The sequence below is a fragment of the Geminicoccus sp. genome (assembly GCF_035556675.1).
Taxonomy (GTDB): domain Bacteria; phylum Pseudomonadota; class Alphaproteobacteria; order Geminicoccales; family Geminicoccaceae; genus Geminicoccus.
This window is the reverse complement of sequence record NZ_DATMFZ010000009.1, coordinates 22,620-42,030: the sequence shown is the minus strand read 5'-3', so window position 1 is coordinate 42,030 and position 19,411 is coordinate 22,620. Positions and strand designations below refer to the sequence as shown.

Annotated in this window: 21 protein-coding genes and 1 riboswitch; of the genes, 12 read left to right on the top strand and 9 right to left on the bottom strand. The window is 69.4% G+C overall.

Annotated features, from left to right (window positions below):
• The 7 genes from VNS22_RS00675 to VNS22_RS00645 form a co-directional block, all read left to right on the top strand.
• Nucleotides 1–255 (top strand): glucan biosynthesis protein (locus VNS22_RS00675; RefSeq protein ID WP_325728632.1); only part of this gene is annotated, 255 nt, incomplete at its 5' end.
• Between the two features lie 142 nt (nucleotides 256–397).
• Nucleotides 398–1,000 carry an ABC transporter substrate-binding protein gene (locus VNS22_RS00670; protein ID WP_325728631.1) on the top strand — a complete coding sequence of 201 codons (603 nt, stop codon included), beginning with the start codon at nucleotides 398–400 and terminating at the stop codon, nucleotides 998–1,000.
• Between the two features lie 116 nt (nucleotides 1,001–1,116).
• Entirely contained in the window at nucleotides 1,117–1,284 is a 168-nt protein-coding gene (locus VNS22_RS00665; protein ID WP_325728630.1) for a hypothetical protein, read from the top strand.
• 215 nt (nucleotides 1,285–1,499) lie between these two features.
• Nucleotides 1,500–2,522 (top strand): sugar ABC transporter substrate-binding protein, encoded by a 1,023-nt coding sequence (locus tag VNS22_RS00660; RefSeq protein WP_325728629.1) that lies wholly within the window; start codon nucleotides 1,500–1,502, stop codon nucleotides 2,520–2,522.
• A gap of 198 nt (nucleotides 2,523–2,720) precedes the next feature.
• On the top strand, nucleotides 2,721–4,253 hold the full coding sequence (locus VNS22_RS00655; RefSeq protein WP_325728628.1) for a sugar ABC transporter ATP-binding protein: 1,533 nt from the start codon (nucleotides 2,721–2,723) through the stop codon (nucleotides 4,251–4,253).
• Nucleotides 4,250–5,248: an ABC transporter permease gene (locus VNS22_RS00650; RefSeq protein ID WP_325728627.1), complete on the top strand. Its 999-nt coding sequence runs from the start codon at nucleotides 4,250–4,252 to the stop codon at nucleotides 5,246–5,248. The genes VNS22_RS00655 and VNS22_RS00650 overlap by 4 nt, the downstream gene beginning before the upstream one ends.
• 3 nt (nucleotides 5,249–5,251) lie before the next feature.
• Entirely contained in the window at nucleotides 5,252–6,247 is a 996-nt protein-coding gene (locus tag VNS22_RS00645; RefSeq protein WP_325728626.1) for an ABC transporter permease, read from the top strand.
• A 218-nt stretch (nucleotides 6,248–6,465) separates the two neighbouring features.
• Here the strand turns inward: VNS22_RS00645 and VNS22_RS00640 are convergent, their stop codons facing one another.
• The 8 genes from VNS22_RS00640 to VNS22_RS00605 form a co-directional block, all read right to left on the bottom strand.
• Complete coding sequence (locus tag VNS22_RS00640) at nucleotides 6,466–6,600, bottom strand: hypothetical protein (protein ID WP_325728625.1); 135 nt, start codon at nucleotides 6,598–6,600, stop codon at nucleotides 6,466–6,468.
• 125 nt (nucleotides 6,601–6,725) lie between these two features.
• Nucleotides 6,726–7,691, bottom strand: coding sequence for a HesA/MoeB/ThiF family protein (locus VNS22_RS00635; RefSeq protein ID WP_325728624.1), 966 nt, complete (start codon nucleotides 7,689–7,691; stop codon nucleotides 6,726–6,728).
• Nucleotides 7,688–8,290: a thiamine phosphate synthase gene (locus VNS22_RS00630; RefSeq protein ID WP_325728623.1), complete on the bottom strand. Its 603-nt coding sequence runs from the start codon at nucleotides 8,288–8,290 to the stop codon at nucleotides 7,688–7,690. Before VNS22_RS00630 ends, VNS22_RS00635 begins: the two co-directional genes overlap by 4 nt.
• Nucleotides 8,291–8,294: 4 nt before the next feature.
• Nucleotides 8,295–9,068 (bottom strand): thiazole synthase, encoded by a 774-nt coding sequence (locus VNS22_RS00625; protein WP_349261670.1) that lies wholly within the window; start codon nucleotides 9,066–9,068, stop codon nucleotides 8,295–8,297.
• A 3-nt stretch (nucleotides 9,069–9,071) separates the two neighbouring features.
• A complete protein-coding gene (gene thiS, locus VNS22_RS00620) occupies nucleotides 9,072–9,269 on the bottom strand; it encodes a sulfur carrier protein ThiS (RefSeq protein ID WP_325728621.1) in 198 nt (65 codons plus the stop codon).
• Nucleotides 9,266–10,267 (bottom strand): glycine oxidase ThiO, encoded by a 1,002-nt coding sequence (gene thiO, locus VNS22_RS00615; protein ID WP_325728620.1) that lies wholly within the window; start codon nucleotides 10,265–10,267, stop codon nucleotides 9,266–9,268. Before thiO ends, thiS begins: the two co-directional genes overlap by 4 nt.
• Nucleotides 10,268–10,315: 48 nt before the next feature.
• Nucleotides 10,316–10,445: riboswitch (TPP riboswitch) on the bottom strand.
• Between the two features lie 60 nt (nucleotides 10,446–10,505).
• Nucleotides 10,506–13,046 (bottom strand): DNA ligase D, encoded by a 2,541-nt coding sequence (ligD, locus tag VNS22_RS00610; protein ID WP_325728619.1) that lies wholly within the window; start codon nucleotides 13,044–13,046, stop codon nucleotides 10,506–10,508.
• Nucleotides 13,047–13,058: 12 nt separating this feature from the next.
• Nucleotides 13,059–13,967, bottom strand: a complete 909-nt coding sequence (locus tag VNS22_RS00605) for a Ku protein (RefSeq protein ID WP_325728618.1) — start codon at nucleotides 13,965–13,967, stop codon at nucleotides 13,059–13,061.
• Between the two features lie 143 nt (nucleotides 13,968–14,110).
• On the opposite strand from VNS22_RS00605, the gene VNS22_RS00600 reads away from it, so the two are divergent.
• Nucleotides 14,111–14,881: a cytochrome c oxidase assembly protein gene (locus VNS22_RS00600; RefSeq protein ID WP_325728617.1), complete on the top strand. Its 771-nt coding sequence runs from the start codon at nucleotides 14,111–14,113 to the stop codon at nucleotides 14,879–14,881.
• Nucleotides 14,875–15,372, top strand: a complete 498-nt coding sequence (locus VNS22_RS00595; protein ID WP_325728616.1) for a CopD family protein — start codon at nucleotides 14,875–14,877, stop codon at nucleotides 15,370–15,372. The genes VNS22_RS00600 and VNS22_RS00595 overlap by 7 nt, the downstream gene beginning before the upstream one ends.
• Here VNS22_RS00595 and VNS22_RS00590 read toward each other — a convergent pair.
• The gene (locus tag VNS22_RS00590) at nucleotides 15,336–15,836 is read right to left on the bottom strand and encodes a DUF2231 domain-containing protein (protein WP_349261668.1); all 501 of its coding nucleotides are present in this window, start codon (nucleotides 15,834–15,836) and stop codon (nucleotides 15,336–15,338) included. The genes VNS22_RS00595 and VNS22_RS00590 overlap by 37 nt on opposite strands.
• On the opposite strand from VNS22_RS00590, the gene coxB reads away from it, so the two are divergent.
• From coxB to VNS22_RS00575, 3 genes are read left to right on the top strand one after another with little or no spacing between them, the layout of a single operon-like run.
• Nucleotides 15,765–16,523, top strand: a complete 759-nt coding sequence (coxB, locus tag VNS22_RS00585; protein ID WP_325728614.1) for a cytochrome c oxidase subunit II — start codon at nucleotides 15,765–15,767, stop codon at nucleotides 16,521–16,523. The genes VNS22_RS00590 and coxB overlap by 72 nt on opposite strands.
• Nucleotides 16,520–19,048, top strand: coding sequence for a cytochrome c oxidase subunit I (ctaD, locus tag VNS22_RS00580; protein WP_325728613.1), 2,529 nt, complete (start codon nucleotides 16,520–16,522; stop codon nucleotides 19,046–19,048). Before coxB ends, ctaD begins: the two co-directional genes overlap by 4 nt.
• Nucleotides 19,045–19,407, top strand: a complete 363-nt coding sequence (locus VNS22_RS00575) for a hypothetical protein (RefSeq protein WP_325728612.1) — start codon at nucleotides 19,045–19,047, stop codon at nucleotides 19,405–19,407. The genes ctaD and VNS22_RS00575 overlap by 4 nt, the downstream gene beginning before the upstream one ends.
• Nucleotides 19,408–19,411 lie beyond the last annotated feature (4 nt).

Genomic DNA, 19,411 nt, shown 5'->3' with positions numbered 1-19,411 from the left:
GAGTGGGACGGCGAGATCCTGAAGTCGATCCCCTGGGGCGTGCGCCCGACCGTGGAGGCCTCCGCGTCCCGCGGCGAGCTCAGCCTCCAGCGCGCCGAGCCGATCTGGTACACCGACCGCTGGCGTTCCGAGTTCGACCTGAAGTTCGACGGCGAGGATCCGGTCGAGCTGCGCTGCTTCATGAGCTTGGAAGGCCAGCCGATCACAGAGACTTGGCTGTTCCAGCTCCACCCCCAGGTGCTGGCCCATCGCTAGCTGCTGGTGCGGCAGGCACATAGCCGGATGTGCTGTGACAAAGATCACCCCGGATTCCGCAGGACGTTCTTAACCAGCAGCGGTCATGAAGGTCGGCAGATCCTGTGAAGATCCTGTACGGCCTTGCTGGAGTAGTCGCTGCATGTCGTCCCGCCGTTCCCTTCTCGCTGCCCTGCTGGTCGCGGGCTCCCTCCTGACCGGCGGGCCTCTGCCGCTCGCAGCGGCACAAACCCAGGCACCGGAAGCCTTGGTCGACCGGTTCGGCGAGCAGGCCGTGGCAGCGCTCGCCGCCACCCGGGACGATCCGGCCGCCCGCCGGCAGCGGTTCGCTGAACTGATGGAGGGCGACGTCGACATGCCGAGGATCGCGGCCCTGGTGCTGGGCCGGGCTTGGCGCACTGCCAGCCCGGAGGAGCGGGCCCGGTTCACGCAAGTGTTCCAGGAGCACCTGATCACCACCTACAGCCGCCGGTTCGACAGCTATGCCGGCGAAAGGCTGGAAGTCGGCGGCCAGACCGAAGCGGGCGACGACGTCCTGGTGAGCAGCCGGGTCACGCCCAAGGGCGGCGAGCCGATCGACGTGGTCTGGCGGCTGCGCGAGAAGGATGGCCGCTGGCGGATCATCGACGCCTCGGTGGCCGGGGTCAGCATGGTGGTCACCTGGCGCAACGAGTTCGCCGCCGTGATCGAGCGCGAGGGGCTGGACGGGCTGATCCGCCGGCTGGAGGAGCAGGCGGCCAGCTAGCCCGGCCCTGGCGGACGGCAAATGCCGCCCGATTCGTTGCGGTGCTAACGATGCCTTAACCCGGACGGGTCCAGGATGAGCGGGCAAGTCCCCCGCTTCTTCCGGGAAGGTCCTCGATGGCCCGTCTGTTCCGCCTGTTCCTCTGCCGGCGTGGCAGCACCACGCTTGAGTACGGCCTGGTCGCCATTCTGCTGGCGATCGCCGTGATCGGTACCCTGTCGACCTTCGGCAGCGAGTTGCAGAACAGCCTGGGCGACCTGCACTGGGGCAGCGGTACCGGATAGCTGTGTCCGGCTGCCATGCCGGTGGCCATCCCGTCCCTATCCTGCAGCACTTGTCCCAGCCGTATGGTCCCGCCGCTATCGGCCCGTCCAGACGCGTTTCGGATCCAGACCCAATTCTTCGTTAAGCCACCCGTAGATTTATCTTGCTTGCCGGCCGGCACTCCCGTCGGCACAGACAGCGGCACGCAAGAATTCGGGGTGGGAGGAACAGGCCAATGGATCGTTTCAAGCTGCTGGAACTGGGGCGGCGCGGGCTGCTGGGCGGCGGCGCGCTGGCCGCGGCCGGGCTCATCGGCCTGAGTGGCGGCAGGGGCCTGGTGCGGCCGGCCGCGGCCGCCGAGGGTGACGACGTGCCTTCGCTGGAAGGCAAGACGATCGCGATCAGCATCGTCGGCACCGACCATCACTGGGATCTCGAGGCCTACAAGGCGCAGATCGCCGAGGTCGAGCGGCTGGGCGGCACCGCCGTGGGCCTGGATGCCGGACGCAACGACCAGAAGCTGGTGGCACAGCTGCAGACCGTGATCGGGCAGAAGCCGGACGCGGTGGTGCAGACGCTGGGCACGCTCAGCGTGATCGAGCCCTGGCTGATCCGGATCAAGGAGGCCGGCATCCCCTTGTTCACGGTCGACGTGCCCACTCCGCACTCGATCAACAACACCACCTCCGACAATTTCATGATCGGCTCGTCGCTGGCCCTGCAGCTCGTCTCCGACCTGGGCGGCAAGGGCAATGTCGTGGTGTTCAACGGCTTTTACGGCGTGCCGGTCTGCGCCATCCGCTATGACCAGCTGAGGGCGGTGCTGAAATATTTCCCGGACGTGAAGATCCTGGAGCCCGAGCTGCGCGACGTGATCCCCAACACGGTGCAGGACGCCTACACCCAGATCACCGCGGTGCTGAACAAGTACCCGGAGAAAGGCTCGGTTGACGCGGTTTGGTCGGCCTGGGACGTGCCGCAGCTGGGCGCCACCCAGGCGATTGCCGCAGCCGGCCGCAACGAGGTGCGCACCTATGGCGTGGACGGCAGCCCGGAGGTGGTCGAGCTGGTGAAGGACCCGGATTCGCCGGCAGCGGCGGTGGCGGCCCAGCAGCCGGCCGCGATCGGCAAGACCTCGATCCAGAACGTCGCGCGCCACCTGGCCGGCCAGCCGGTGCCGAGCTTCACCTTCCTACCCTCGATCCTGGTCACCAAGGCGAACGCCGCGGAGGCACAGAAGCAGCTGGGCCAGGGCTGACGGCGGCCCAGCGGCCGGTTGGGCAAGCCCTCTCCGGCCGCAAGGCCGCAACGGAACCTGGGGCAGACGGGCACTGCCCGGTCCTGCCCCGCCCGGCCGATGAAGGGGTTGTGACAGGGCACGTCGCCCCCGGCCCAGTCCCGTCAGCCGGCCGGCCGGTACCCGATCCGGCGCTGATTTTTGGACATCGTCTACTTCATGCGGACCCAGATGCCCTCGACCGACCATTCTGCCGCGCCGCCAGCGCTCGCGATGCACGGCCTGATCAAGGACTTCGGCGGGGTGCGCGCCCTGGACGGAGCCGAGTTCGAGGTCGGGCCCGGCGAGATCCACGGGCTGGTCGGCCAGAATGGCGCCGGCAAGTCGACCCTGATCAAGGTCCTGGCCGGGATCTACCGCCCGGACGAGGGCCGGATCGCGATCGACGGCCAGCCGGTCACCGACCTCACCCCGCACCAGGTCGACCAGCTGGGCATCCAGTTCATCCACCAGGACCGCCTGCTGGTGCCGAGCTTCACCGTGGGCGAGGCCGTGTTCCTCGGCCGCGAGCACACGGCCGCCGGCCTGCTCGCCCGGCGGCGGATGGAGCGGGAAGCGCGAGCGCTGATCACCGAGCAGTTCGGCGTTGAACTGCCTAAGGGCGCGCTCATCTCCGAGCTGACCACCGCCCAGCAGCAGCTAGTCCAGATCGTGCGGGCGCTGGCGCAGAAGCCGCGCATCCTGGTGTTCGACGAACCCACCGCCGCCCTGGTCAAGCGCGAAGTGGACCGGCTGTTCGCCATCATCGAGCGGCTGCGCGGCCAGGGGATCACGATCGTCTACATCTCCCACTATCTCCAGGAGATCGAGCGGCTTTGCGACCGGGTCACCGTGCTGCGCAACGGCCGCCATGTCGGCACGGTCAGCCCCGCAGCCACGCCGGCGCGCGAGATCGCCCGGATGATGGTGGCGCGCGACCTCGGCGAGCTGTTCCCCAAGCGGCAGGTGGCACCGGGCGCCCCGGCGCTGGCCGTCCGCAACTTGGCCCGGCGCCCGCACCTCCAGGAAGTGTCCTTCACCCTGCGCCGGGGCGAGATCCTGGGTGTGACCGGCCTGCTGGGCTCCGGCGTGAAGGAGCTGGTCCGCCTGCTGTTCGGCCTGGACAGGCCCGATGCCGGCCAGATCGAGTTCGGCGGCCAGGTCGCGACGCTCGGCAACCCGGCAGCCGCGGTGGCACGGGGCATGGCCCTGGTGCCGGAGGACCGGCGCGGCCAGGGAGTGGCACTGGATGCCAGCGTGCGGGACAATACCACGCTCGCCAGCCTCGACCGCTTCGTCCGCGGCGGCCTGGTGCGCCGCGCCGAGGAGGACGGGGAGACCCGCCGGCTGATCGAGGAGCTGCGCATCCGCACGCCCGGGCCCGACACCGCCGTGCGCGACCTGTCGGGCGGCAACCAGCAGAAGGTCGTGATCGCCAAGTGGCTGGCCAGGCGCTCGGAGGTCTATCTGCTCGACGAGCCGACCGTGGGCGTGGACATCGCCGCCAAGGTCGAGATCTACCGGCTGATCGGCGAGCTGGTCGAGCGGGGCGCCGCCGTGCTGCTCGTGTCCAGCGACCTGGACGAGCTGGCCGGCATCGCTGATCGGATCCTGGTGCTCTATCGCGGTGCGGTCGTGCGCGAGCTGCCAGCCGAGAACGCGAGCTCGGATGCCCTGCTCGCCTGGTCGACCGGCGCGATGGAGGCGGCATGAGCACGGTCATCGAACAGGCGGGCGGCGAGCGTGCCGACCTGCGTCGCCTGGGCGCGCTGGCGCTGCGCGCCGGCTCGCTCCTGGCGTTCGTCGCCGTGCTGGTGTTCTTCTCGGCGACCGCACCCTTCTTCCTGAGCTTCTTCAACTTCACCAACGTGATCGCCCAGTCCGCCATCCTGGCGATCCTGGCCTTCGGCATGACGGTCGTGATCATCGGCGGTGGCGGCAACGTGGTGACCGGCGGGATCGACCTGTCGGTCGCTGCCAATCTCGGCCTGTGCGCCGCCGTCTACGCCGCGCTGATCCAGGCTGGCCAGGGCGACGCCACGGCGATCCTGACTACGATGGCCACCGGGCTGGCCGTGGGCGCCGCCAACGCCTTCGCTGTGGTGGCAGTCGGCATCCTGCCGCTGCTCGCCACGCTCGCGGTCATGAACGTCGCCGCCGGCCTGGAGCTGGTGCTGACCGAGAACACCGTGCTTTCGGCCTCCACCCCGTTCCTCATGGCGATCAACAATGTCGGCCCGTTCGGCGTGCCCAACCTCGCCTGGATCCTGCTGGTCGTGGCCGTCGTTCTGATCCTGCTGGTCCAGTTCACGCCGGTGGGCCTGCGCCTGCAGGCGGTGGGCGAGCATCGCGAGGCGGCGCGCGCCGCCGGCCTGCCGGTCGCACGTTATGTCGCCGCGACCTATCTGGTGAGTGGGCTGTTCGCCGCCTTGGGCGCGATCCTCTCGGTCGCCTACCTGAGCGGCAGCAGCACAGGCTCGGCCGAGCTGCTGCTGGGCGTGGTGGTGACGGCACTGCTGGGCGTGGTGTTCTCGCGCCGCCTGGTGCCGACGATCGGCGGCACCCTCCTGGCGGCCCTGTTCATCGGCTTTCTCGGCAACGGCTTCCAGCTCCTCAACATCTCCAGCTACTGGGTGAGCGGCGTCCAGGGCGCCCTCATCCTCCTGGTGGTCGCGGCCACCTCGGTCCTGCGACGCAAGGAGAGCTGAGCCATGGCCCAGGCAACCCTCCCCACGGCACAGCACCGGCGCCGCCTGCCGGACCTCGTCTTCCAGATGGGCCTGCCGCTGGCGCTGCTCCTGGTGGTGCTGTTCTTCGCCTGGTCCAGCCCGGCCTTCCTGGTGCCGAGCAACCTGGAAAGCGTGCTGGTCAACAACTTCACCCTGCTGGCGATCGTGTCGATCGCGATGACGCTGGCCGTGGCGTCGGGCGGCATCGACCTGTCGGTGGGCACCGCACTGGACTTCGCCAGCCTCCTGTTCGTCAGCCTGATCGCCGCCGGCCAGCCGTTCGGGATCGCACTGCTGGCGGGCCTGCTGGGCGGCCTGGCTGCCGGCCTGTTCAATGCCTTCCTGATCGTGGCGCTCGGCATCACGCCCTTCCTCGCCACGCTCGGCACGCTGTTCATTGGCCGCAGCGTCCAGCAGCTCACCACCGGCGGCGGCATCCCGATCTACCTGTCCAAGGCCAAGGTGCCCGAGGCCGCGACCTTCCTGGCCCATGGCGACATCCTCGGCATCGCCACGCCGCTCTGGGTGGTGGCGAGCCTGATCATCCTGTTCACGGTCCTGCTGCGCGCCACGCCGTTCGGCCGGCGGGTGACCGCGATCGGCGTTCAGCCGGCGGTGGCCTGGTATTCGGGCCTGCCGGTGCGCCGCGACCTGGTCCTGGTCTATCTCTTGAGCGCGCTCGTCGCCGCGGTGGCCGGCCTGATGCTGTCGGCCACGGTCAATGCCTATGTGCCCTCCTCGGGCAATGCCTTCCTCCTGAACGCGATCGGCGCCACCTTCATCGGCACCACGCTCGACCGACGCGGTCGGCCGAACGTGCCGGGCACCGTGCTGGGCGTGCTGCTGCTGGCCGTGGTCGCCAACGGCCTGCTCCTGATCGGCTGGAACTTCTACTGGCAGCAGGTCGGCACCGGCGTGCTGATCTTCCTGGTCCTGGTGGCGAGCTTCGCGAGCCGGCGCTGGCGCAAGGCCGCCTAGTCCGGCTCAAGGCGGCATTCGTGACAAAACGCCACGCGGCCCATCCTGCGGTGGAGCGCTGCCCGGCCGATCCCGGGCAGCCGAGGTGAACCTGCCACCGGTCTGACGCAGGCACCCTCGCCCGCTCGGCCGGTGTCACGGTGCCGGACTGCTCGGCGCAGCGCAGGCAGACATGCTGGTCACGATGCATCACCGCGGACCGCCAGTCGATCTCGGCCTCAGCCGCGCAGGAGCCGGGCCGAGCGGTTCCAGCCCCGGCGCACCACCAGCCCATCTCCGACCTGTGGCGGCCTGGCGCGCTCCGGATCGAGCCGGTGTCGATCGGACAGCGCCGCCACGATGTAGTCAGCCACGACCGGGCGTCGACCATTGCAAGCCAGCCTCGGCGGCCGAACTGATCGAGGAGGGCAGCCACTTCATGCCGGTCGAGGACCCGGCTGGATCAACCAGCGGATCCTTGCTTCCCCGACCGGAACCTCTAGCCGGCCGCCACCACCGCCAGGTCCCGCCAGCCGCGCTCCGCCAGGATCCGGGCCGCCCGGTGCGCCCGGATGCCGGCAGCGCAGGCCAGCACCACCCGGCGGTCGCGCGGCAGTTCGGCTGTGCCGATCTCCGCCGGCAGGATGCGCCGGGCGCCCGCGTGGACGGGCTCCGGCGCCTCCGCGGCGTCGCGCAGTTCGACCACGCAGTCGTCGCCTCGGATCGCGTCGGCCTCCACGAACGGGATGGCCGGCCCGTCGGGCTCGGGCGTGCCGAGGAAGGAGAAGCCGCCGAAGCCGAACCGGCGCAGGTCGACGGAGACCAGCCGGCCGGACGGCGACGGCTCCAGGCCCAAGACCAGTTGCAGGACCATGTGCGCCTGGAGCGCTCCCATGGTTGCCACCACCGAGCCCAGCACGCCATTGGCCGCACAGGAGCCGACGGTGGTCGGCATGTCGGGGAACACCGCACGATAGCTGGGTGCGGTCCCGCAGAACGTGCCGACATAGCCGCCAAGCCCGAGTACCGCGGCGGAAACCAGCGGCTTCCCAGCTGCTTGGCAGGCATCGCTCAGGATATAGGTGACCGCCAGACTGTCCGCCGCATCGACCACGATGTCCACCTGCCCCACCAGTTCCGGTGCCAGGCGCGGCGTGAGCTTCTGCACGAGCGGCTCGACGGAGATCTCCGGATTGTAGGCCAGAATGGCGTCCCGTGCGGCCTGGGCCTTGGGTCGGCCGACATCCTCCATCCGGAAGAGCGGCTGGCGGTGCAGGTTGGAGGTCTCGACATGGTCATGGTCGACCACGACGAGCCGCCCGATCCCGGCACCTGCCAGCGCCAGCAGCACCGGCGAGCCCAGCCCGCCGGCACCCAGCACCAGCACGCTGGCCGCCGTCAGCCGTGCCTGCCCTTCCGGGCCCACCTCTGGCAGCACCATCTGCCGGGCATAACGGTCGCTCATGCCGGCTGCCTCGTCACGTCCAGCCATTCCCGGCAGCGGGCCTCGGGATCGGCGTTGAGCAGCACGTCGGTGACCACGGCCACGCTGTCCGCCCCGGCCGCCAGCGCCGCGGTGCCGCGCTCCGGGGTGAGCCCGCCGATCGCGACCAGGGGCACTTGGCCGATCCGCCGCTTCCAGGCGCCGATCCGTTCCAGCCCCTGTGGCGCCCAGCGCATCTGCTTCAGGATGGTCGGGAAGATCGGGCCCAGGGCCACATAGTCGGGCTCGGTCGCGAGCGCGCGGTCCAGCTCGGCATCGTCATGGGTGCTGATCCCCAGCTTCAGCCCAGCCGCCCGGATCGCCGCCAGGTCCGCCTCCGCCAAGTCCTCCTGGCCCAGATGGACGAAGTCGCAGCCTTCCTCCAGCGCCAGCCGCCAGTAGTCGTTCACGATCAGCTGGGCGCCATGCGCCTGGGCGAGGTCGCGGCCCTGGCGAACCAAGGCACGCAGCTCCGCTTGCGGCAGGTCCTTCATGCGCAGCTGGACCAGGCGCACGCCCACCGGCAGGAGCCGCTCCAGCCAGCGCGGATGGTCGACGATCAGGTAGAAGGGATCGAGCATCGGATCAGCTCCGGAACGCCGTGCCGAGCACGGGCGTGGAGGGTGCCGCCATGTCGCGCGGCTCCATGGGATCGGCCTCGAACGCCAAGCGCCCGGCCTCGACCGCATGGCGGAAGGCTTTTGCCATCCGCACCGGATCGCCGGCCTTGGCGACCGCGGTGTTGAGCAGGATCGCGTCGTAGCCCAGTTCCATGGCGTCGGCGGCATGGGAGGGCAGGCCGATCCCGGCATCGACCACCAGCGGCACGTCTGGGAAATGGGCGCGCATGCTGCGCAGGGCGAAGCGGTTGTTCAGCCCCTTGCCCGAGCCGATCGGCGCACCCCAGGGCATCAGCACCTGGCAGCCCGCCTCCACCAGCTTCTCGGCCACGATCAGGTCGTCGGTGGTGTAAGGGAACACCTGGAAGCCGTCGCGTGACAGGATGCCGGCCGCCTCCACCAGCGCGAACGGGTCGGGCTGCAGCGTGTCGTGGTTGCCGATCACCTCGAGCTTGATCCAGGGCGTGCCGAATACCTCGCGCGCCATCTGCGCGGTGGCGACCGCCTCCTTGGCCGTGTGGCAGCCGGCCGTGTTCGGCAGGACCTTCACGCCCAGCGAGCGGATCAGCGACCAGAAGCCCTGCCCGGCACGCTCCACCCCGGATTCGCGCCGCAGTGATACCGTCACCACGTCGGAACCCGCCGCCTTCACCGCATCCGCCAGGATCGCCGGCGAGGGGTACTGCGACGTTCCGAGCAGGAGTCGCGAGGTGAGCTTCGTCCCGTAAACTTCCATGATCGCTCAACCTCCCTGCATCGGGGCCAGCACTTCGATCTGGTCGCCGTCCTTCAGCTCGGTCTCGGCGCGCCGTGCTGCCGGGGTGAAGTCGCCATTCACCGCCGTGGCCACCACGATCCCGCCATAGCCCAGCTCCTCCAGCAGGGCGGCCAGTGACCGGGCACCGGTCTCTACCGGCTGGCCATTGACGATGATCTTCATGTCCTTCCTCCGCTGATTTCGGTAATGCCTTCCACACGCTTGCCTTCCAGGGCGAAGTCCGCCGCGATCCGGGCCAGTGCCGGGGACAGGAGGAAGCCGTGGCGGTAGAGGCCGTTCAGAAGCAGGCGGCCGCCGTCCCGGCGCACCCGGGGCAGGTTGTCCGGGAAGGCCGGCCGGGCATCCGCGCCGATCTCGACCAGCTCGGCCTCGCCGAAGGCCGGATGCAGCGTGTAGGCGGCGTTCAGCAATTCCACCACGGAGCGGGCGGTGACGCGGGCACGCTCGGCGCTCTCGATCATGGTGGCGCCCACCATGAACAGCCCGTCCCCGCGCGGCACGATGTAGAGCGGGAAGCGGGGGTGGAGCATGCGCACCGGCCGGCTGAGCTGCACATCAGGGCAGCGCAGGATCAGCATCTCGCCCTTCACCCCGCGCAGGTCGGGCAGAAGGTCGGCGGCGGCGAGGCCGCGGCAATCCACCGTCAGGTCGACATCGGGCGGCGGCTCCGCCACCTCGGCGCCGAACCGGATCGGGACGCCCATGGCATCCAGCCGGCCGGCCAGCGACGGCAGGGCCGCGCGCGGGTCGAGATGGGCCTCGTCCGCAAAGTACAGCGCCCGGCCGAACCGGCCGGCAAGGTCCGGCTCAAGCTCGGCCAGGCCGTCGGCGTCGAGCAGGCGGTGGCAGACAGTTCTTCGCGCGAAGCGGTCGAGTTCCCGCTCATCACGACGCGGCGCCACCACCAGGCTGCCATGGCGCAAGGTGGCGGGATGCACCTTCGGCCAGTAGGCCAACGCTTCCTGGCCGAGTTCGACCACCGTCTCCTCGGCACTCTCGCGCTCGCACCAGGGCGCCAGCATGCCGCCGGCAAAGCGCGAGCAGGAGGCAGCCCCCAGGGCATCGCCCCGCTCGACGATACGGACGGTGCAGCCCCGCTCCGCAAAGGCATGGGCGGCGGTAAGACCCGCGACACCCGCACCGATCACCAGGACGCGCATGGAAGGCCACTCTCCCGGGCCGGCGCCGGGAGGGCGATTTGCTGCGTTTCGTGCAGGCACCACCATCCCTACGCCAGCATGAACTGGATCAGGTTCGAAGGGTCGTCATGCTGCGCCGGGCAGTCGCCCTTTGCCGATGACCTCTCAGCCCCCTCACGGGGCTCCCCTAGGTGCCTCATTAAGTGGGCGTGGTGGCCGCTTCTGTCAAACGCCTTCCGGAAGTCCGGCAGCTCGCTGTTCAGGAGCGCTTGCGCATTCGGCCGTTCGTGCGCGCCGTCGGCAGGGCCTGCTTCAGCCGGAAGAAGCCTGCCCAGGGGTTAGCGTCCAGATGGGCGAGCCGTCCCGGCAGGTTGGCGAGGGTGAAATGCCGGCCGCGCACGTCCAGGTTCAGCTCGTCCCAGCCGATCGGGGTGGACACAGGGGCGCCCGTCCTGGCCCTGGTCGAGTAGGCCGAGACCGCCGTGTTGCCCCGGCCATTGCGCAGCCAGTCGACGAAGATGCGGCCCTTGCGCTTCTGCTTGGACATGGTCGCGGTGAAGCGCTGCGGGCTGTCCACGGCCATCGCCTCGGCCAGGCCCTTGCAGAACGCCTTGGCGTCCTCCCAGCCGGCCTTGGGCTGGAGCGGTACGACCACGTGCAGCCCCTTGCCGCCGGTGGTCTTGAGGAAGCTCTCCAGGCCGTGGTCGCTCAGGCGCTGGCGGACCTCCAGTGCTGCCTCCTTCACCGCGTCCCAACCGATTCCCTCGTCCGGGTCGAGGTCGAAGGTGAGCTGGTCCGGCCGGTCCAGGTCGTCGACCCTGGCACCCCAGGCATGGACTTCCAGCACACCGCCCTGCACCAGCGCCACCATGCCGTCCAGGCTCTCGATCGCCAGCACGGTGTCGCCACCCTCGCCGGGGTTGTCGAGCACCGCCACGGCCTTGTCGATCCCGCGCCAGGGCGCCTTCTGGAAGAAGCACTTGCCGCCGACCCCATCCGGGCAGCGCAGCAGCGAGAGCGGCCGCGCCACCACATGCGGGGCCAGCCACTTCCAAACATCGGCATAATAGTCGGCCAGGCCCTGCTTGGTGATGCCGTCCTCGGGCCAGTAGATCCGGTCCGGATGGCTCAGCCGTACGGCGGGTGCGCCGTTCTGCCTGCGTCTTGCCGGCTTCTTCGGCGGCTCCAGCGGGACCGGCTCGGACGAGGTTGGCTCCGCAGCCTCCTCCCCGTCCGGCACCTCGCGCACGATCTGCCCGGCCGGCTTGTCGTCGCGCAGCCCGCGGAAGGAGGCATGGCGCAGCAGCAGGTCGCCGGTCCAGCCGCGGAACTCGACCTCTGCCACCAGTTCGGGCTCGACCCAGCGGACGTCCTTGTCGCTGCGCTCGGGACTGCTGGCGAACGGCATCTTGGTGCGCTCCAGCGCGTTCAGCCGGTCCCACAACTCGCGTGCGGTCGCCCGGCTGAAGCCGGTGCCGACCCTGCCGGCATGCACCAGCCGGCCGTTCTCGTGATAGGCCAGCACCAGCGAACCGATCGACTTGGGTGCTGCGCTGGACGGCACCCAGCCGGCGATCACGAATTCCTGCCGGTCCGAGCATTTCGACTTGATCCAGTCGCCGCTGCGGCCGGAGCGGTAGGGTGCGTCGCTCCGCTTGGAGACGATCCCCTCCAGGCTGAGCCGGCAGGCATGCTGCAGCACCAGTTCACCCTTCTCCGGGAAATCCTCGCTGAAGCGCAGGGGCTGGTCTGCAGCCGGGCGGCCGATCAGCTGCTTCAGCCGTGCCTTGCGTTCCACCAGCGGCAGGCCGCGCAGGTCCTGCCCGTCCAGGTGCAGGAGGTCGAAGGCGTAATAGCGGAACCGGTCGGTGCGGCCGGCCGACAGGTCCTCGCGCAGCGCCACGTAGTCCGAGGCACCGGCCTCGCTCTCGACCACCACCTCGCCGTCGATCACCAAGCTGCCTGCCGCCAGCGCGGCGATGGCATCGGGGATCGCCTGGCCGAACGTGTCGGTCCAGTCCTGCCCGGTGCGGGTCCAGAGCGTGACCTTGCCATCGGCGAGGACCGCCTGGATCCGGTAGCCATCGAACTTGATCTCGTGCAGCCAGCGATCGCCCGCAGGCGGGCTCGCCTCCAGTCGCGCCAGGCAGGGCGGCACGAACACCGGCTCGCCTCGCTTTGGCGCCCTGGCCTTCTTCACCGGCCGTTTCGCCGGCTTGGCTTGCTCGGCCGGCACGCCGCTGGCGACGTCGGCATTGGAACGCCCGCTCAGCACCGAATCCGGCCGTTCCTCGGTGATGTCGGGCGCGTCTTCCGGCCGTGCCGCCGCGTCGTCCTGCTTGATGAGCAGCCAGTTGTCGCGCTTCTCGCCCCGGCGCTTGTGCATGCGCACCAGGTGCCAGCCGCCCGCCAGCTTCTCGCCTTGCAGGGTGAAGGTGAGCCGGCCCTTCTTCAGCCCGTCCGCGGGATCGCCCTCCGGCCGCCAGCTGCCCCGGTCCCAGACGATCACCGAGCCGCCGCCATATTCGCCCTTGGGGATGTTCCCCTCGAAGTCGCCATAGTCGAGCGGATGGTCCTCGACCTGCACCGCCAGGCGCTTCTCGCCGGCCAGCAGGCTCGGGCCTCGCGTCACCGCCCAGCTCTTGAAGACCCCGTCCAGTTCCAGGCGCAGGTCGTAATGCAGTCGCCGCGCGTCGTGCTTCTGGATGACGAAGCGCTGCCCACCGGCCTTGCCCGGCCTGCCCTTCGGCTCGGCGGTGCGGGTGAAGTCGCGCTTGGCGACATATTCCTCGAGCGCCATTCAGCCGGGCCTTCAGCTGGCCTTGCGCCGCGGTTTCGCCGCGCTCTTGCGCTTGGTGCCGGCAGCGGACCCGGCCTTGGTGCTGCGGTTCTTGCGGGCAGGCTTGGCCGGCGCTTCGTCCTCCGAGCCCTCGCCCTCATTATCGTTGGAGGTGCCCAGGCTCTGACGCAATGCATCCATCAGGCTCACCACGTTGGGCGGCTTGCGCGCCGGCGGCGTCGGGATCTTCTTGCCCTTGGCCTTGGCCTGCACCAGGGCCTTGAGCGCTTCCTCGTAGCGGTCCTTGAACTGCCGAGGATCGAAGCGGCTCATCTTCGTGTCGATGATGTGGCCGGCCAGGTCCAGCATCTCCTTGGACAGACGCGTGTCCGGGATCTCGTCGAAATAGTCCTCCTGCGGCCGGACCTCGTTCGCATAGTGCAGCGTGGTCAGCAGCATGCCCTTGTCGCGCGGCTCCAGCAGCACGATGCGCTCGCGCCGGTACAGGACCAGCCGTGCGACCCCGGCCATCTTGCGGCTGCGCATCGCCTCGCGGATCACCGCGAACGCCTCCTCGCCGACTTCGTCGGTCGGGATCAGGTAGTAGGGCGCATCCACGTAGATCTCGTCGACCTGGGAGCGCGGCACGAACTTGTCGATGTCGATCGTGTGCGTGCTTTCCAGCGCTACCGCGTCGTACTCCTCGTCCTCGATCTCGACGAAGCCCTCGCCCTTCAGGTCGTAGCCGCGCACCTGCTCGTCCTGGTCGACCACCTCGCCGGTCTCGGCATCGATGAACTGCCGGCGCACCCGGTGCCCGGTCTCGCGGTTGTAGGTGTGGAACGAGATCCGCTCGGCGGTCGAGGCGGCGGTGAACAGGGCGACCGGGCAGGTCACCAGCGCCAGCTTCAGATAGCCCTTCCACAACGGACGCGGCGCCATGCCCGGCACTCCGTAAACTACACCGCCGCAGGAACATCAGGCGCCGGCACCGGGTTCCCTCCGGTCACCATCGGCGGGTGCTGCCGGCCAGTCCGCTTGCCAAGGCACCGGCACCGAACCAGTTCCGCATGGGAGATCCTCTCGTGCGCCAGGAATCCTCCGCCTTGCTTCCCGATGCCATTCCCTATTGCGGTCCAGCCCCGCTTCCGGCGGATCTCTGGTTCCGCTGGAACCTGGATCCCTGGCTGCTCCTGGTATTGATCCTGGTGGCACTGGCCTACCTGCTGGGGCCGGCCCGGCGGACAGACGGGCGCGGGCGCAGCTGCTTCGCGCTCGGCTGGGTGCTCCTGGCCCTGATCTTCGTCAGCCCGCTCTGCGCGCTCACCTCGGCCCTGTTTGCGGCACGGGTCGCCCATCACCTCGCAATGATCGGCGTCGCTGTGCCCCTGCTCCTGCTGGGCCTGCCCCGCCGCAACGAACTCCTCCCGGCAGGTCCGGCGGCACTCCTGCATGCGCTGGCCCTCTGGTTCTGGCACGCACCGGCACCCTATGCCGCGGCGCTGGCGAGCGACCTCCTGTTCTGGGCGATGCAGGCCAGCCTGTTCGGCACTGCCTGGTTGTTCTGGCAGGCGGTCCTGGCGGCACGCTCGCCCGGGCCTGCGGGACTTCTGGCACTGCTCGGCACGGTCGTGCAGATGGGCCTGCTGGGTGCCCTGATCACCTTTGCACCGGAGCCGCTCTACCCGCCGCATCTCCTCGTCACCGCGCCGTTCGGGCTGAGCGCGCTCGAGGACCAGCAGCTGGGCGGGCTGATCATGTGGGTGCCCTCGATCCTTCCTTATCTCATCGCGGCGCTGGCGCTGATGGCGCACGCGATGCGGCGCCGGGTCGAGGGCGGCAGCGCGTCGTGGTGACCTGGCTGAAGTTCATCCACATCATCGGGCTCACCGTCTGGACGGCCGGGCTGATCGCCATGCCCGGCATCTACCTGCAGCGTACCGGCCTGCCGGGCGACCGGCAGCTGTTCCGCCTGCACCGCCTGGCCCTGTTCACCTATGTCGCGGTCACCTGCCCGGCCGCCTTCGTCGCGGTCGGCAGCGGCACGGTCCTGGTCTTCGCCAACGACGTGTACACGCCCTGGTTCGCGCTCAAGCTCGCGGCGGTCGGCGGGATGGTGCTCCTGCACATGTACACGGGCTACCTCCTGCCCCGCCTGTTCGTGCGCGAGGCTCGGCTCACGCGCTGGCGCGGGGTTCTGGTGCTCCTGGGCACCCTCGCCATGATCGGCACGATCCTCTGGCTGGTCCTGGCCAAGCCCAGCCTGACGTTCGGCGGCCTGCCGCACTGGCTCACCGAGCCCGGCGGGCTTCAATCGCGGTTCGATATCCGCATCCCGATCCCATGATCGAACACCAGCTTGCCGCCATGCCAGCCGGCCACGCCCACGAACAGGCTGGCCAGGAACGACAGGAACAGGCCGACCGGCAGGACCACGCCCTCGTGGTCGCCGACCCGCACCCCCCAGTTGGTGCCCGCGATCGCAATCAGCGTCATTGCCGCCACGGCATGGCTCCAGCTCGCGGACCGGGACCTGATACCCTTGACCAGCAGGAGCTCGGCCGTGCCCGAGATCCCCGCGACGACGCCCATGGCGAACGCGAAGAAGCTCGACCACAGGGCGGCCCGTGCCCAGAACGGGTCGCCCGACCACCAGAAGAACAGATCGGCGCCCAGCGTCGAGATCACCAGGGCGATCGGGAAGGAGACGGTCATCGCATGGATCGGATGACCCGCGACATGGACCTGCGAACTGACATCGTGCTGCTCGATCTCGGCCACGACCGGGCTGTCGAAGTCGGCTTCCTGCATGGTGCGCGGCTCTTCCGTCGGCTGGCGGGGGCAATTGCCTGCTTAACTGTGCCGCTGCTGGCCGGTTGCACAGGCCCCCTGTCCACGCTGGACCCGGCCGGCCCCAATGCCGCCGCGGTGGCGCGGCTGTGGTGGGTCATGCTGGCGGGTGCCGGCCTGATCTTCGCCCTGGTGATGATCTGCCTGCTGCTGGCCTATCGCCGCCGTACCCGGGCACGCGGCTCGGTGGGCACTTGGGTGGTGGGCCTGGGCCTGGTGTTCCCGACCACGACCCTCACCCTGCTGCTGGGCTACGCGATCGTCACCGGCGAGCGACTCCTGCCCCATCCGGGCCAGGAGGTCCTGCGCCTGGACGGCACCGCTCGCCAGTGGACCTGGAACTTCGTCTATCCGGACGGCGGCCCGGCCATTCCCGATGGCGGCCCGCTGGTCATCCCGGTCGGGCGGCCGGTCGACATCCATGTCACCAGCGAGGACGTCATCCATTCCTTCTGGATCCCCAGGCTGGGCGGCAAGATCGACGCCCTGCCCGGCCATGTGAACGTGATCCGCCTTCAGGCGAGCGAGCCCGGCCGGTTCGGCGCGCAATGCGCCGAGTTCTGCGGCCTGGGCCACACGCAGATGTTCTTCTGGGTGGATGCCGTGCCGGAGGAGAATTTCCGGCAGCGCGCGGAGGCCCGGCGATGAACGAGCCCGTCCGCTCCGCTTCGCCCGTCGAGCTGCACCACGAGCTGACCCGGATCTGGGGGGCCAACCCCGGCCTCGGCCAGCTGGCCGCAGTCAACCACACGGCACTCGGCCGCCGCTTCATCGTCACCGCCTTCCTGTTCTTCGCGATCGGCGGGATCCTGGCGATGCTGGTGCGCGCCCAGATCGCGACCTCGCACAGCGCCTTCGTCGGGCCGGAGATCTACAACCAGGTCTTCACCATGCACGGCACGGTGATGATGTTCCTGTTCGCGATCCCGATGTTCGAGGGTTTCGCGATCTATCTCCTGCCCAAGATGCTGGGCACCCGCGACCTGGCATTCCCGCGCTCGGGCGCCTACGGCTACTGGTGCTACCTGTTCGGCGGCTCGATCCTGCTGCTGGCGCTGGCCATGGGTGCGGCGCCGGATGCGGGGTGGTTCATGTACACGCCGCTCAGCTCCAAGCCGTTCAGCCCCGGCATCAACGCCGATGTCTGGCTGATCGGCATCACTTTCGTCGAGATCTCCGCGATCAGCGCCGCGATCGAGGTGCTGGTCAGCATCCTGCTGATCCGAGCACCCGGCATGTCGCTCGACCGGATGCCGATCTTTGCCTGGTACATGCTGGTGGTGGCGGTGATGATCCTGGTGGGCTTCCCGCCGCTCATCCTGGGCAGCATCCTGCTGGAAGCCGAGCGCGCCTTCGGCTGGGCGCTGTTCGATCCCACCCGCGGCGGCGACTCCCTGCTCTGGCAGCACCTGTTCTGGATCTTCGGCCATCCGGAGGTCTACATCATCTTCCTGCCCGCCGCCGGGATGGTCTCGACCATCATCCCGGTCATGGCCGGGCGCGAGCTGCTGGGCTACCGCTGGGTGGTGCTGGCCGCGATCTCCGTGGGTTTCCTGAGCTTCGGCCTGTGGGTCCACCACATGTTCGCGGTGGGCATCCCTCACCTGGCGCTGGGTTTCTTCTCGGCGGCAAGCATGCTGGTGGCGATCCCCACGGGCGTGCAGATCTTCGCCTGGCTCGGCACGCTGATGAGCGGGCGGCCGCGCTTCAACGTGCCGATGCTGTTCCTGTGCGGCTTCTTCTTCATCTTCGTGCTGGGCGGGCTCACCGGCGTGATGGTAGCGGTGGTGCCGTTCGACCTGCAGGTCCACGACACCTATTTCGTGGTCGCCCATTTCCACTACGTGCTGGTCGGCGGCTTCGTCTTCCCGATCATGGCCGCGGCCTATTACTGGCTGCCGCACCTGACCGGCCGGCAGCCGATGTTCCAGCTGGGCCATGCCGTGTTCTGGCTGGTGTTCATCGGCTTCAACCTGACCTTCTTCCTGATGCATCTGACCGGCCTGCTCGGCATGCCCCGGCGGATCTGGACCTATGCCGAGAGCTATGGCTGGGACTGGCTGAACCTCCTGTCCTCGATCGGCGGATTCGTCATGACGATCGGCTTCGCCCTGTTCGTCCTGGACATCCTGCTCCAGGCGCGGTTCGGGCCGAAGACGGGGCGCAATCCCTGGGGCGCCGCCTCGCTGGAATGGGCGACGCCGATACCCCCTACCGACTACGGCTTCGCCTCCATCCCGACCGTCACCAGCCACCGCCAGCTGGCAGACGACCCCGACCTGCCGCGCAAGCTCGCCGCGGGCGACGGGCTTTTGGGCTTCGCCCGGCGCAACTGGCTGGAAACCATCGCCGTCGACATGATCACGGGCGAGCCACGCCAGATCGTGCTCCTGCCCGGCCGGACCTTCCTGCCGCTCCTGACGGCACTCGCGACCGGCCTGTTCTTCGTGTCCCTGCTCCTCCAGGTCTATCCGCTGGCGATCGCCGGCCTCGTGATCACGATCGCAATGTTCTGGCTCTGGACCAGGCACCCGGCACGCACCGCGGATCTCGGGCGCTTGCCAGTGGGCGACGGCACGACGCTGCCGGTTCATACCGAGAGCGGCCAGGCACCCAGCTGGTGGGCGGTCGTGTTCCTCCTGCTGGCCGATGCCGCGCTGTTCGGCTCGCTCCTGTTCGGGCTGGTCTTCCTCTGGGTGGTGGCGCCCGGCTGGCCGCCCCCGGAGGTCCTCTCCGACAGCACCGCCTTCGCCCTGATCGCCATGGCCTGCCTCGTGGCTGCCGCCGGCCTCGGGCGGCTCGCCTTGCGCGCGGCACGCCGGGGTGCCGTCGGGTGGGCGCTGGTCTGGAACCGTTTCCTCGCCGCCGCCCACGTGGCAACGGTCCTCCTGCTGGCAGCGATCCTGACCACGGCACCCGACCCCACCGCCCATGCCTATGCCGGCGTTACGGCCGCCATCCTCGTCTATGTCCTGGTCCATGCCGCCGTCGGCCTGATCCTGGCCCTGCATGTCTGGCAGGCCTGCCGGCGCGGCCATGTCTCGGCGGCGCGCAGCCTGGACCTGATGATCGGCCGGCTATGGCACGACTATACCGCGGTCGCCGGGGTGATCGGCCTCGGCACGATCCTGGGCGTCGCGGCCATGATCGGCCAGCCGGGAGCCGGGGGATGACGCTCGCCACCCGCCCCGTCATCCTGCTGGTGATCGCTCTCGGCTACACGCTCTGGGCCGGCGCCCTGGTGGCGCTCTACGGGGTCCTGTCGCTCGGCTGCGTGTTCGGCTGGGAAGAGGTGATGCTGGGCCCGCTCAACCTGCAGCGCGGCCTGCTCCTGCTGCTCTGGCTCCTGAGCGTGCTGGTGATCGCCTTGCTGGCCTGGCAGACCTGGAGCTGGCTGCAGTCCGCCAGGGGCGACAGGCCGCCGCCCCTGCCCCGGTTCACGCTCTGGCTGGCCGCCGCCTGCAGCATCGCCGCGGCAGGTGCCACCTTCTTCATGGGCCTGCCGATCCTGGGCGCCTCCGCCTGCATCTGAGCAG

What these genes read in the sequence shown, in the direction of transcription:
- VNS22_RS00660 (WP_325728629.1), top strand. Translation starts at nt 1,500, where the DNA reads ATGGATCGTTTCAAGCTGCTGGAACTGGGGCGGCGCGGGCTGCTGGGC.
- thiS (WP_325728621.1), bottom strand. Translation starts at nt 9,269, where the DNA reads ATGAAGATCATCGTCAATGGCCAGCCGGTAGAGACCGGTGCCCGGTCA.
- VNS22_RS00605 (WP_325728618.1), bottom strand. Translation starts at nt 13,967, where the DNA reads ATGGCGCCGCGTCCGTTGTGGAAGGGCTATCTGAAGCTGGCGCTGGTG.
- thiO (WP_325728620.1), bottom strand. Translation starts at nt 10,267, where the DNA reads ATGCGCGTCCTGGTGATCGGTGCGGGTGTCGCGGGTCTTACCGCCGCC.
- VNS22_RS00655 (WP_325728628.1), top strand. Translation starts at nt 2,721, where the DNA reads ATGCGGACCCAGATGCCCTCGACCGACCATTCTGCCGCGCCGCCAGCG.
- ctaD (WP_325728613.1), top strand. Translation starts at nt 16,520, where the DNA reads ATGAACGAGCCCGTCCGCTCCGCTTCGCCCGTCGAGCTGCACCACGAG.
- VNS22_RS00665 (WP_325728630.1), top strand. Translation starts at nt 1,117, where the DNA reads ATGGCCCGTCTGTTCCGCCTGTTCCTCTGCCGGCGTGGCAGCACCACG.
- VNS22_RS00670 (WP_325728631.1), top strand. Translation starts at nt 398, where the DNA reads ATGTCGTCCCGCCGTTCCCTTCTCGCTGCCCTGCTGGTCGCGGGCTCC.
- ligD (WP_325728619.1), bottom strand. Translation starts at nt 13,046, where the DNA reads ATGGCGCTCGAGGAATATGTCGCCAAGCGCGACTTCACCCGCACCGCC.
- VNS22_RS00645 (WP_325728626.1), top strand. Translation starts at nt 5,252, where the DNA reads ATGGCCCAGGCAACCCTCCCCACGGCACAGCACCGGCGCCGCCTGCCG.
- coxB (WP_325728614.1), top strand. Translation starts at nt 15,765, where the DNA reads ATGGACCTGCGAACTGACATCGTGCTGCTCGATCTCGGCCACGACCGG.
- VNS22_RS00635 (WP_325728624.1), bottom strand. Translation starts at nt 7,691, where the DNA reads ATGAGCGACCGTTATGCCCGGCAGATGGTGCTGCCAGAGGTGGGCCCG.
- VNS22_RS00650 (WP_325728627.1), top strand. Translation starts at nt 4,250, where the DNA reads ATGAGCACGGTCATCGAACAGGCGGGCGGCGAGCGTGCCGACCTGCGT.
- VNS22_RS00590 (WP_349261668.1), bottom strand. Translation starts at nt 15,836, where the DNA reads ATGCAGGAAGCCGACTTCGACAGCCCGGTCGTGGCCGAGATCGAGCAG.
- VNS22_RS00630 (WP_325728623.1), bottom strand. Translation starts at nt 8,290, where the DNA reads ATGCTCGATCCCTTCTACCTGATCGTCGACCATCCGCGCTGGCTGGAG.
- VNS22_RS00575 (WP_325728612.1), top strand. Translation starts at nt 19,045, where the DNA reads ATGACGCTCGCCACCCGCCCCGTCATCCTGCTGGTGATCGCTCTCGGC.